At 55.9% G+C, this 12,108-nt stretch carries 11 protein-coding genes and 2 pseudogenes; 6 read left to right on the forward strand and 7 right to left on the reverse strand.

Annotation, left to right across the window (positions count from 1 at the left end; all coding sequences use genetic code 11):
- Positions 1-142 precede the first annotated feature (142 nt).
- Positions 143-501 (reverse strand): annotated as a pseudogene (locus VGC62_RS04700) (IS66 family transposase); the annotation flags it as partial.
- A gap of 24 nt (positions 502-525) precedes the next feature.
- Positions 526-1,923 carry a gamma-mobile-trio recombinase GmtY gene (gene gmtY, locus VGC62_RS04705; RefSeq protein ID WP_331185904.1) on the reverse strand — a complete coding sequence of 466 codons (1,398 nt, stop codon included), beginning with the start codon at positions 1,921-1,923 and terminating at the stop codon, positions 526-528.
- A 633-nt stretch (positions 1,924-2,556) separates the two neighbouring features.
- On the opposite strand from gmtY, the pseudogene VGC62_RS04710 reads away from it, so the two are divergent.
- A pseudogene (locus tag VGC62_RS04710) lies at positions 2,557-3,057 on the forward strand (mechanosensitive ion channel family protein); the annotation flags it as partial.
- A 121-nt stretch (positions 3,058-3,178) separates the two neighbouring features.
- On the opposite strand, the gene VGC62_RS04715 reads toward VGC62_RS04710, so the two are convergent.
- The 3 genes from VGC62_RS04715 to VGC62_RS04725 all read right to left on the reverse strand — a co-directional run bounded on the left by VGC62_RS04715 (position 3,179) and on the right by VGC62_RS04725 (position 4,826).
- The gene (locus VGC62_RS04715) at positions 3,179-3,412 is read right to left on the reverse strand and encodes a hypothetical protein (RefSeq protein ID WP_331185905.1); all 234 of its coding nucleotides are present in this window, start codon (positions 3,410-3,412) and stop codon (positions 3,179-3,181) included.
- 349 nt (positions 3,413-3,761) lie between these two features.
- Positions 3,762-4,361, reverse strand: a complete 600-nt coding sequence (locus tag VGC62_RS04720; protein ID WP_331185906.1) for an FMN-dependent NADH-azoreductase — start codon at positions 4,359-4,361, stop codon at positions 3,762-3,764.
- Positions 4,362-4,511: 150 nt separating this feature from the next.
- Entirely contained in the window at positions 4,512-4,826 is a 315-nt protein-coding gene (locus VGC62_RS04725) for a 3-phosphoglycerate kinase (RefSeq protein WP_331185907.1), read from the reverse strand.
- A gap of 49 nt (positions 4,827-4,875) precedes the next feature.
- Between VGC62_RS04725 and VGC62_RS04730 the strand changes: the two genes are divergently transcribed.
- The 4 genes from VGC62_RS04730 to VGC62_RS04745 all read left to right on the forward strand — a co-directional run bounded on the left by VGC62_RS04730 (position 4,876) and on the right by VGC62_RS04745 (position 9,267).
- On the forward strand, positions 4,876-5,799 hold the full coding sequence (locus VGC62_RS04730; protein ID WP_331185908.1) for a LysR family transcriptional regulator: 924 nt from the start codon (positions 4,876-4,878) through the stop codon (positions 5,797-5,799).
- Between the two features lie 71 nt (positions 5,800-5,870).
- Positions 5,871-6,659: an alpha/beta hydrolase gene (locus VGC62_RS04735; RefSeq protein WP_331185909.1), complete on the forward strand. Its 789-nt coding sequence runs from the start codon at positions 5,871-5,873 to the stop codon at positions 6,657-6,659.
- A 99-nt stretch (positions 6,660-6,758) separates the two neighbouring features.
- Positions 6,759-7,316 (forward strand): peptidylprolyl isomerase, encoded by a 558-nt coding sequence (locus VGC62_RS04740; RefSeq protein WP_331185910.1) that lies wholly within the window; start codon positions 6,759-6,761, stop codon positions 7,314-7,316.
- A 118-nt stretch (positions 7,317-7,434) separates the two neighbouring features.
- The gene (locus VGC62_RS04745) at positions 7,435-9,267 is read left to right on the forward strand and encodes an ABC transporter ATP-binding protein (RefSeq protein ID WP_331185911.1); all 1,833 of its coding nucleotides are present in this window, start codon (positions 7,435-7,437) and stop codon (positions 9,265-9,267) included.
- Between the two features lie 183 nt (positions 9,268-9,450).
- On the opposite strand, the gene VGC62_RS04750 is transcribed toward VGC62_RS04745, so the two are convergent.
- Positions 9,451-9,678: a hypothetical protein gene (locus tag VGC62_RS04750; RefSeq protein ID WP_331185912.1), complete on the reverse strand. Its 228-nt coding sequence runs from the start codon at positions 9,676-9,678 to the stop codon at positions 9,451-9,453.
- 251 nt (positions 9,679-9,929) lie between these two features.
- Here VGC62_RS04750 and VGC62_RS04755 point away from each other — a divergent pair, with 251 nt between their 5' ends.
- On the forward strand, positions 9,930-10,826 hold the full coding sequence (locus tag VGC62_RS04755) for a DMT family transporter (RefSeq protein WP_331185913.1): 897 nt from the start codon (positions 9,930-9,932) through the stop codon (positions 10,824-10,826).
- On the opposite strand, the gene VGC62_RS04760 is transcribed toward VGC62_RS04755, so the two are convergent.
- Complete coding sequence (locus tag VGC62_RS04760) at positions 10,823-12,037, reverse strand: SAM-dependent methyltransferase (protein WP_331185914.1); 1,215 nt, start codon at positions 12,035-12,037, stop codon at positions 10,823-10,825. The genes VGC62_RS04755 and VGC62_RS04760 overlap by 4 nt on opposite strands.
- Between the last annotated feature and the right edge of the window lie 71 nt (positions 12,038-12,108).

A 12,108-nucleotide genomic window follows, 5' to 3' on the forward strand; every position in this document is an offset into this window, starting at 1 on the left:
GAAGGATTTGGAATAGGAACGGCGCGTTGGCTGCATGAAATACCCGCTTAAAAGGCTAGAACTGGTGCCCACTTAAATTTAAGGGCACACCATGTCTTGGCGTTGCGGGGCTGGGTAGATGACTTGGCCGGACGCATACGCTGCTGCGAACCGACCCGGCAAATAACCAGTTCGACCGCCCTCGACCGGATCAAGTTCTCGATCTGGTCGTTGTCGGTGGGCACAGCAGAATCTTGCAGGTAGCGCGTCTTCGCTGCCCCAGCGTTTCAGGCTGTAATCCAGAGCTTTGGCCGTGGCCACGTCCTCGGGCACAAGTTCACGCTGCGCCAGCATCCACTAATGCAGCTTTCCAGCGATGGGCACGGCTGTTTCCTGGCGAAATCGCCAATGGGGTCAGTCGCTCATTTCCTTGGTGTGTCGCTCGACTTCATACAGCCCGCCAATCGAGCCAAACGCCTGCTCCGCCAATTGGCTTTTATTAGCTACATGCCAGTCAAAGAACTAATAGCTAAAGCGCCCCTACATTTACTCGTCGGACTGCTCTTTCCGGCGCTTTTCTTCCAGAACACGCTCACCTTTTCTGAACGCATCTCGCATGTCCTTGGCATTTGGCTCCTTGTACACCTCCTGAGAGCTCCGGCTTTTTTGATGTAAAGCTTTCTGGATAACTGTTGGTGCAACCTCCCCCTCCTCCAGCCGATATCCGTAAGCATGACGATGACCATGCTCGCTCGTACCCACCCTCTTAGCATGCTGAAGCCCAATTCGCTCAACAGCAGCGATGTGCTGGCGGTTGAAATTTTTAACCGTTTCCGGCTCGCCTTCAGTGTTTGTAAAGGCGTATGGGTGAGAAGCCGTCAGTGGTGGGTTCACTCGGTGCTTCAAGTACATGAGGTAGCTTTCCATAAAAAGCTTGGCAGCAGTTAACGGAAAAAACGCAACCTCAATGTAGCCATCCGCTCCATTTTTAAGGAGTGGATTCTTCCATCCTGCATGCAAAGCAAGGTTTTTGCCAAGACGGTTGCGAGGCTCCATTCTGAATTTCCTATTCAGATAATCTCGGCGATTCGAGTAGCCCTCCTCGAACTCAACGCGGCCGTCAACTGGATGCCAAATTCGAACAATCAGCTCCTTGAGCTCAGGATCATAGATAATGTCAGACAAGTACAAGTGAAACGGCTCAGATTTCCTCAACCCGCCGTAATGCATGAGGATTGTGATTGCTTTACCTTTCCAATCGATAAAGTCATCTGGGCTCGCTTTCGGATCCGCACAGCTCCTTACCCAACCGTTTGTAAGTAGGTTGTGAATTTCCGACTCAGGAAAGCGCTTGGCGTCTCGCCCATGAGATTTTGAACGACGCGCTGCCTGAACCATGCGAGCCAAGGCATTCGCCTTTGCGGCATTTTCATAGTCGGGGAGATGATTCAAAAATGCATTGGACTTCTTGTGATAGTAGGCACACCAGTTCATTCGCTCTTCATCAGTGGTGGCTCTGACAAGCGGATTGGCACGCCTCGCTTTATAGGCAGGCTCTTCCGCAAGCCAGTCTGTATATGAGGTGATATGACCGAGCAAGGTATGCTCGACCTCAGCACTTTTCGGCAGCCAGTAGAGCCCGCTGGGGTCGGTCTGTGTTTCGACATTGATTGTCCCCATCCGCAGCGCCAACACGAAGCTATCCAATAAAGGCAGGGCCTTATCGAAGAGCCCCTCGTTTGCTCGGATGTAATCCAGAAGAAGCTTGATCGCGTAACGGCTACGCTCTCTCCAAGACGGGCTGAGCTTCTGTTTTCTGGAGGATGCAAGATAGCGCAGATGCGAAATGAGCACGCCGTCCTGAGTCCAGATGCCTGGAAGCTCAATCTCCCGCCCGGTGTCATCGTTGATGTAGCGGGTGTTGATGTTGAGGGCGAAGGCCATGCGTGAACTCTTCTGGGAAGGTACTGAACACCTCAAGTGTAGCTACGGAGCATGCGGGGTGAAAAGATCTGCAGCGAGATGAACCAGATTCGAGAGCCGAGTCCTAGGGCTGGGTCTGAGTCTGTTGCTCGCAAGCGCCAGGAGCGCGAATGCCTCCTGCCCCATCAAAAGACGATCTTAGATGGTAGCTATCTCACTGCCATCAACTGGTAGGCGAGTGGTGCTGCTACGGCTCACCATTTCTCGTTGCACACTCCATTCTGTGGGGAAGGCACCAAGCCTCAACCACAATGGCTTCTGGCTTCTGGCTTCTGGCTTCCGGCGCAAAAGGACTGATGCCATGAACGCTTCATACAAACGCTGATTGTGACCATTACAGAGGTGGCCACTCCAGGAGTGAGGCAAGCCACAGGGATGAAAAATTGGGTTGCTGATCGCAGTGACGGTAGGCGCAGGGAATCAGATTTGCCCTGTAGAGCGGGCTCTGGGCGCTTTAGTATTGAGTAGATAGTATGCGGTGATATTCATTTTCCTACTTGGAAAAAGCTGCCTCCTCTTGGACGTTTTGGGGTAATTCGGGGGTGAGGGAGTAGTGGGCTTGGGATATTAGTATTGAACTGGTACCGGTGATTATGGCGCGGCATGCAGCAGGCCGGAGGTCGACGGATCAAGCGCAGCCTGTCCATCGACGCCAGCGGTGTACGTTTCATGAGCGATGAAGCGGAGCAGAAGTTGACCCAAGTGCGCCTGCTCACCGATTACATCGGTCGCAAAAAAGCAGAACTCCATGCCTGGAACGAAGCGCAAGGTAATGTCGCGCAGGTCTCGGCCAATCGTCGTCGCATGACCAACCTGGGAACCTTTCGTGCATACGCGCAGGCTTACCTGAAAAGTCACCCGGACATTCATCCCGACATGACCTGCATGGTTCGGCAAATGGAAACCACCGCCCAAGGCGTACCGCTGGAGATCTATTGCTTTACCCGCACCACCGACTGGGCCGACTACGAGCGGGTTCAAGGGGATATTTTCGATTACCTGTTGGCGGTGCTGCCAGAGTTCGGTTTGAGTCTTTATCAACAGCCGAGCGGCACGGATCTGCGAGCGGGCCTGGCGAAGGCAGCGACACCTTAAAGGTCCGTTCCCGTTTCGTTGTGAACTGCCACGACAAAACGCAAACGGCCCCTAAAAAAACGCACTAACAAAAAGCCCAGCGTCCGCTGGGCTTTTGAAGTACAGCACAGGCACCCTGCACTTAGTAGCGTTGATACTGCGAGCCGAATTCTTTGCGATTTTCAGCAACGATCACGGTACTGGAAGATTTGCTATCGAAAGGTTTGACGCTGTCCTTAGCTGCTACTTTGGAGTCGATGACGCTAGTGCTCAAAGTATCGACGATAGCGCGTTGAAACGGTTTTTCAGGGCTGGCGAAGACCGCGGTAGAGGCCAGAACTGACAAAGCGAAACCAAATGCGATAGAAGTTTTCATGATCAGTTGCTCCAGTAATTTGGGGTTGAATCTTTTCGGTGGAGCGACTTTATGTGCTTGGCCGACGTTTGAAAAACCACTGTAGTGAATCATGGGTATCGATGCTGCTGATATCAGACAAGCGCCGCTCTAGCGCCTGTGTTTCGCAGCGTGCAGCACATCCAGCTGACGAAAAACCTTTGCAATTTGGCTCTCGAAGGGGGTGACAAAAGCCATTGACAGTCGACATAAAAAAACCCGATACCCCCCGCGCAAATAGAGGGATATCGGGCAGTGCATCCAGGAGCATTCAGATGCCAAAGGGAGTCGATGAACGCAAGCAGCATGACGCAGCGCGATTAACTTGCGATTAAGCCACTTGGGTCAGTTTGGCAACGGCTTGGTTGAGCCCTTTCTCGGAGAAGTCGCCGCCCATGTTCAAGCCTTCCGCGTGAATAAACGTGACATCGTATATACCGACAAATCCTAGTATCTGACGCAGATACGGCTCTTGGTGGTCAAGCGTGCTGCCCGCATAAATCCCGCCGCGAGCCGTGAGTACGTATGCGCGCTTGCCAATCAACAAACCTTGTGGCCCGGTCTGGCCGTACTTGAAGGTCAAGCCCGCGCGCAGCACATGGTCGAACCATGATTTCAGTGTGCTGGGGATGGCGAAGTTGTACATCGGCGCGGCCAGTACCAACACATCGGCGGCAACCAACTCTTGCGTCAGCTCATTGGAGCGATCCAGCGCGGACTGTTCGCCAGCGCTGCGTTGATCAGCCGGCTTCATCCAGCCGCCCAGCAGATTGAGATCCAGATGCGGCACTTGATCCACCGCCAGGTCGCGAACCGTGACCTCATCAGTCGGATGTGCATTGCGCCATTGACTGATGAATTGCTGGGTTAACTGGCGAGAGACGGAGTCTTGTTGACGAGCGCTGCTTTCAATGATAAGGACGCTGGACATGGGGTTCTCCACCGAGGAGGTGTGTAAGTCGATGGAGTGAAGATTATGCGCGGCTCTATCGATTAAAAAGCGTAAAAACCTGCTACTAAACATCCAATAAATTGTTTTATCCACGAGGGAGCAGTACGCTCCCTTTCAGTCCAGACGACGTTATTGAGGCTCGCACTTGAGCTTGATGTAGAGCTTGATGATTTCGCGGTTGAACTTTGCGGTGACGTCTGCGCTGCTCTTTGCCGCGACCTGAACCCGTCGCGTGCGCGGCGCTTCGGGACCGTTGCGAAATACCACGCTGCATTTAGCGGGGACGGTGCCGTAGTTGTTCAGCGTGATATTGCCAATGTCGTACGCGGTGTCGTGGCTGCTGTAATCGATCTGCACGCCGTTTAGGTCCTTGTCGACATCGATGGGATAAGCAAACGCGCTCAGCGGCAACATTGCCAGTAGCACACAACAGAATTCTTTCATTCGGCAGCCTCCATTAAGAGATGCCAGCTTAGGACAACAGGAACGAAAGATGAAAGCGCCCCGCGTGACCCTTGATCAATGGCGAACATTGCAGGCTGTGGTCGATCATGGCGGTTTTGCCCAGGCCGCCGAAGCGCTGCACCGTTCGCAGTCTTCGGTGAGTTACACCGTCGCGCGGATGCAGGAGCAGTTGGGTGTACCGCTGCTGCGCATCGATGGCCGCAAAGCCGTGCTGACCGAGGCAGGGGGAGTGCTGTTACGGCGCTCGCGGCAACTGGTTAAACAAGCCAGTCAGTTGGAGGATTTGGCCCATCACATGGAGCAGGGCTGGGAAGCCGAAGTGCGTCTGGTGGTCGATGCGGCCTACCCCAATGCTCGCTTGGTGCGGGCGTTGACGGCGTTTATGCCGCAGAGCCGTGGATGTCGCGTTCGTCTGCGCGAGGAAGTGTTGTCCGGCGTGGAAGATGTACTGCTCGAAGGGGTGGCCGACCTGGCCATCAGCAGCTTCAGCATTGCCGGGTATCTGGGGACCGAGATGAGTGCCGTCGAGTTCGTCGCCGTGGCCCACCCTGAACATGCGCTGCATCAAATGCACCGTGAGTTGAATTTTCAGGATCTGGAGAGCCAGTTGCAGGTGGTCATCCGCGACTCCGGCCGCAGCCAGCCTCGTGATGTCGGTTGGCTGGGTGCAGAGCAACGCTGGACCGTCGGGAGCCTGGCGACCGCCGCGACCTTCGTCAGCAGCGGCCTGGGATTCGCCTGGCTGCCAAAACACATCATCGAGCGCGAGCTCAAAGAAGGCGTGCTGAAGATCCTGCCGCTGGACAAAGGTGGCAGTCGTCATCCGCTGTTCTACCTTTACTCCAGCAAGGACAAACCGCTGGGCCCGGCGACGCAGATTCTCATCGAGCTGATCCAGACCTTCGACACCGCGCCGCTGGACGCACCGTTTATGGCGCAGCAACTGGCTTGATTGGCTGCGATTAGCGGGTGACACACCTTCAGCCCAGCACTGCTTCTCGCTCAAAACAAGGACGTACCCAGATGGCATTTTTCGAGCACGACGGTTGTTCACTGCATTACGAAGAATACGGCCATGGCGCGCCGGTATTGCTGGTGCATGGCCTTGGGTCCAGTTGCCAGGATTGGGAATACCAGATTCCGACGTTGTCGGCCCATTACCGGGTGATCGCTGTCGATGTGCGCGGCCACGGGCGCTCCGACAAACCCAAGGAGCGCTATAGCATCCCAGGCTTCAGCGCTGACATCCAAGCGTTGCTCGAACATTTACAGCTCGGTCCGGTTCACTTCGTCGGCCTGTCGATGGGCGGGATGATTGGCTTTCAACTGGCGGTCGATCATCCACATCTGCTCAAGAGCTTGACCATCGTCAATAGCGCTCCTGAAGTAAAAATCAAAACTGCCAACGATTTCTGGCAATACGCCAAACGCTGGACGCTCGCGCGGCTGTTCAGCATGGAAACCATTGGCAAAGGACTGGGCAAAAACCTGTTCCCCAAACCCGAGCAATCCGACCTGCGGCACAGGATCGCCAAACGCTGGGCGCAGAACGACAAACGTGCCTACCTCGCCAGTTTCGACGCGATTGTGGGCTGGGGGGTGCAAGGGCGGCTATCGCGTATCGATTGCCCTGTGCTGATCATCTCAGCCGACAACGACTACACCCCGGTCCAGTTGAAGGTCGATTACATCCAGTTGATCGGTGATGCTCACTTGCAGGTCATCGACAACTCCCGGCACGCGACGCCCCTGGATCAACCAGATGAATTCAACCGGATACTGATGGCCTTCCTCGCGGCTCATCCAGATTAAGTCGGCGAAGGCATGGCACGCTGTCAAAATCCGCGCAAACGTGCTTCTCTTACGTCCTGTTTTTTGCCGTCGAAAATCACTTTTCAGGACTTCTGCCTCATGCTGAAAAAAATTGCTCTCTGCGCCGCCGCTGTACTGTTCACCTCAAACCTGATGGCCGCCCCGGCCCCGCATGTGGTGCTGGACACCAGTTTCGGCCAGATAGAAATTGAGCTGGAACAGGACAAGGCGCCGGTCAGTACCAAGAACTTTCTCGGCTATGTGGACAGCAACTTCTATAACGGCACGATATTTCATCGTGTGATCCCGGGCTTCATGGTGCAAGGCGGTGGTTTTACGCCGCAGATGATGCAAAAAGACACCAAAGACCCGATCAAGAATGAAGCCAATAACGGTCTGCATAACGTGCGCGGCACCCTCGCCATGGCCCGTACGTCCGATGTGAACTCAGCCACCAGCCAGTTCTTCATCAACACCAACGACAACGCCATGCTCGACAACGGCGTGCGCGACTTCGGTTACGCGGTGTTCGGCAAGGTGGTCAAAGGCATGGACGTGGTGGACAACATTGTTCACGCACAGACCACCACCAAAAGCGGCATGCAAAATGTGCCCATCGATCCAATCCTGATCAAATCCGCAAAGCGCATTAACTGAAACCAAGCTTGGTGCGTCTGCCGCATGAAACCGGCCTGAGCCCATCGTGGTTTCATGCGGTCTGACCAGGTCTGCCCTCAGCAAGGAGAGCCCGCCTAACCCGCGGGTGTCATAGCCAATGTTCTATCGCCGTTTCGAACAACTGATCGATATCTTCCGCGAAGCCCCCACCGCCGCGCCGCCCAATAAAGTGCTGTCGTTCTACGTGTACTACCTGCGTCAGGTCTGGCCAAGCTTTGTGGCGTTGTTGATAGTCGGGCTGATCGGCGCATTGATCGAGGTGTCGTTGTTCAGTTACCTGAGCCGCATTATCGACCTGGCACAGGGCACACCGAACCCCAACTTCTTTCGTGAACATGCCACTGAACTGATCTGGATGGTGGTCGTTGCGCTGGTGTTGCGGCCTATCTTCGTTGGCCTGCACGACTTGCTGGTACACCAGACCATCAGCCCCGGCATGACCAGCATGATTCGCTGGCAAAACCACAGCTACGTGCTGAAACAGAGCCTGAACTTCTTCCAGAACGACTTCGCCGGGCGTATCGCCCAGCGCATCATGCAGACCGGCAATTCGCTGCGTGATTCTGCCGTGCAGGCCGTGGACGCGCTCTGGCATGTGCTGATCTATGCCATCAGTTCGCTGGTGTTGTTCGCCGAGGCTGATTGGCGGCTGATGATTCCGCTGTTGAGCTGGATCGCGGCTTACATCATTGCGCTGTGGTACTTCGTGCCGCGTGTGAAAGAACGCTCGGTCGTGTCGTCCGATGCCCGCTCCAAGCTGATGGGTCGCATCGTCGACGGCTACACCAACATCACCACCCTGAAGCTGTTCGCGCATACCAATTCCGAGCAGCAATACGCCCGCGAAGCGATCAGCGAACAGACCGAAAAAACTCAACTGGCCGGTCGTGTCATCACCTCGATGGACACCGTGATCACCACGCTCAACGGTATTTTGATCGTGTGGACTACTGGCCTTGCGCTGTGGCTGTGGAGCCAGTCGCTGATCTCGGTGGGCGCAATTGCACTGGCCACAGGTCTTGCGATCCGCATCGTCAACATGTCCGGCTGGATCATGTGGGTGGTCAACGGCATTTTCGAAAACATCGGCATGGTGCAGGACGGCTTGGAGAGTATTTCCCAGCCCGTCGGCGTCATCGACCGCGAAGCCGCGCCGACCCTGGAAGTGAAACACGGTGGCGTGAAATTCGAGAATCTGGACTTCCATTACGGTAAAGGCAGGGGCGTGATCGCAGGCCTGAACCTGGACATTAAACCGGGTGAAAAAATCGGTTTGATCGGTCCTTCCGGCGCAGGTAAATCGACGTTGGTAAACCTGCTGCTCAGGCTGTATGACGTACAAGGCGGCAGGATTCTGATCGATGATCAGGACATTTCCCACGTTGCTCAGGAAAGCCTGCGCTCGCACATCGGCATGATTACCCAGGATACCTCGCTGCTGCACCGATCGATTCGCGACAACCTGCTGTACGGCAAACCAGATGCCACGGACGCCGAGCTATGGGAAGCGATGCGCAAGGCCCGCGCTGATGAGTTCATTCCGTTGCTGACCGACTCCGAAGGACGCACCGGGCTTGATGCCCATGTCGGCGAACGCGGGGTGAAGTTGTCGGGTGGGCAGCGTCAGCGGATCGCGATTACTCGAGTGTTGCTCAAGGACGCGCCGATCCTGATCATGGACGAAGCGACCTCGGCGCTGGACTCCGAGGTTGAGGCAGCCATCCAGGAGAGCCTGGAAACCCTGATGCAAGGCAAGACCGTGATCGCCATCGCGCACCGGCTGTCGACCATAGCGCGGATGGATCGCCTAGTGGTCCTGGAAAACGGACAGATCGCCGAGACCGGCACCCATGCCGAGCTGCTGGCGCACAAAGGATTGTATGCGCGGCTGTGGGCGCATCAGACTGGCGGGTTTGTTGGGGTCGATTGAGAGGCAACCAGGTATCGAGGCGGCGGGTGTCCGGGGACTGATTTTATTTTTCGCACTTTTTCAAAAATCAATCTGGCCCTGCTCGGAGCAAGCAGGGCGACACCCATGATCGCATCCAAGCAAAGCCGGCAGAGTAAGCAGTAAGCCGGCCTCAGCGCTTCAATTCTTCCCATCGCCCAGCAGTCACTCGTTACCCTGCCCCAACGCGTCCACAATCGCGGTGCCTTGCGCTTTTTTATTGACGCTGCTGCCGACTGTGTCTGTCGAAAGACGGACGCTGCTGAGGGCCGCAAGGCGGTCATTGCCGGTGGTTTTAACGATGCCGCTGCCCCACTGTGCCGTGACAGTCGCCAGCCAGGCGAACAGGAACACGACTACCGCTTGCAAGGCCCACTTTCCGATGACTGACACGATGCTTCTCCTGGCTGAATGAGTTGGCACCAGTTTGACCCTCAAACTGTTGCAGTCAGGTTGCATTCAAGTTTCGAACCAATATCAGCTGACGAACTGTGAAACCTCAGCGATCCCGACCGAAGGCTGGTCAGGCAGGCTTTTACAAAGTGTACGGATAAATCCGTGATTAGCTGTAAAGGGGAAACGCGGCCAATCTGTGGCTAGATAGGCGCCCTTTTCTCACCCATAACAATAAGGCACGCTCCATCATGTCCTCTCGCGAAAACACCGGAATGTTCCTCGGCCTGATCGGGGTGGTGATCTTCAGCCTGACGCTGCCCATGACTCGCATCGTAGTGCAGGAGATTCATCCGCTGCTCAACGGTCTGGGTCGAGCCCTGCTGGCGGCGATCCCGGCAGCGGCGCTGTTGCTATGGCGGCGAGAAAAGTGGCCGACTTGGGCGCAGTTCAAAGCGCTGATGGTGGTGGCGCTGGGGGTGATCATCGGCTTCCCTGTGTTGTCGGCCTGGGCGATGAAAACCCTGCCTGCCTCTCACGGCGCTTTGGTCAACGGCCTACAGCCTTTGTTGGTGGCGATTTATGCGGCGTGGTTGTCCCACGAGCGCCCTTCAAAAGCATTCTGGGGATGTGCGGCATTGGGCAGTGCGCTGGTGCTGGCTTATGCACTGATCAGCGGTGCCGGCAATATCCAGACGGGCGATCTCTGGATGCTGGCGGCGGTGGCCATTGGTGGCTTGGGTTATGCCGAGGGTGGGCGACTGGCCAGGCAGATGGGCGGCTGGCAGGTGATCTGTTGGGCGCTGGTATTGTCGAGTCCGATTTTGCTCGGACCTGTCACCTACCTGGCCTCCCAACATCAAGGCCCTATTTCGACGGGCACCTGGTGGGCGTTCGGCTACGTGTCGATCTTCTCGCAATTCATCGGTTTCTTCGCCTGGTACGCGGGCCTGGCCATGGGCGGCATCGCACGGGTGAGTCAGATTCAGTTGGTGCAGATTTTCTTCACCATGGCCTTTTCAGCGCTGTTCTTCGGCGAGCACATTGACCCGATCACCTGGATATTTGCAGCAGGCGTCATCGTCACAGTGATGTTGGGACGCAAGACAGCGGTCATTGCGCCCAAGCCCCTCGGCACGACCCTTTAGATCAACGCGTCCGCCTGGAGCAGGGTTTCCAGGCACTGTTCCTGAATACCGTAGAAGGTTTTCAGTTCCTGGATTTTCATCAGCAATTGGGCCCGATCAACTGGTGAAGCGCGCTTGACGGCCAGAATCATCTTGTTTTTGTTGGTGTGTTCCAACGAGATGAATTCGAAGACTTTGGTCTCGTAGCCACAGGCTTCCAGCAGCAATGCACGCAAGGCATCGGTGACCATCTCGGCCTGTTGGCCCATGTGCAGACCGTATTGCAGCATCGGCTTAAGCAACGTCGGACTCTGGATCTGCAAGCGGATCTGTTTGTGACAGCACGGCGAGCACATGATGATCGACGCCCCGGAACGAATCCCAGTGTGGATCGCGTAGTCGGTGGCGATGTCACACGCGTGCAAAGCGATCATCACATCCAACGCGCTTGGCGCCACCGAACGTACATCACCGTGCTTGAACACCAGCCCTGGATGCTCAAGCTGCGCGGCTGCGTTGTTGCACAGCGTGACCATGTCCTCACGCAACTCGACGCCCGTCACGTTTCCTTGTGCCTGCAAGGTGTTGCGCAGGTAATCGTGAATGGCGAACGTCAGGTAGCCCTTGCCCGAACCGAAGTCGGCGACGGTGATCGGCTGATCAAGCTTGATTGGCGAAGACGCCAGGGCGTGGGAAAACACCTCGATGAACTTGTTGATCTGCTTCCACTTGCGTGACATGGCCGGGATCAACTCATGCTGTGTGTTGGTCACGCCCAGATCAGTCAGAAACGGGCGGGTCAACTCCAGATAGCGTTTTTTCTCGCGATCATGATCAGCCGAGGGTGCTTCGCGCTGCTGCTGGGCCTTGTTGCGAAACAGCGTGCTTTTGCCCTTTTTGCTGAACTCCAACTGCACTTCGTCAGTGAGTAAAAGCAAGTGCGCATTCTTGAACGATTCGGGCAACAAACCTGCGATCAGCGCCTGCGCTTCGTTCAGGGGGTGATTCTTGGTGATGTCGCGTGTCTTGTACCGGTAGACAAAGGACAAGCAGGGCTGATCCTTGACCGTCAGCGGCTTGATGATCACCCGTTGCAGCGCAGGCTCGGCCCCGACGTACTTGGCCAGCACCAGCTTGATCAGCGAGTTTTGCGTCAGGCAGGTCTCGAGCAAACTCAGAAACTGAGCACGGTGATCCGGCGCGGGCTGGGTATTGGGTGCAGTGGCGGACATCGGGTGGAGCCTCAAGGCGCTGAAAATACGAGGCCGGTATTTTAGGCGGGTTGAGCCGCCGGGGTTGATTT

This window comes from Pseudomonas sp., assembly GCF_036404235.1.
In the GTDB taxonomy this organism is placed as follows: Bacteria; Pseudomonadota; Gammaproteobacteria; order Pseudomonadales; family Pseudomonadaceae; genus Aquipseudomonas.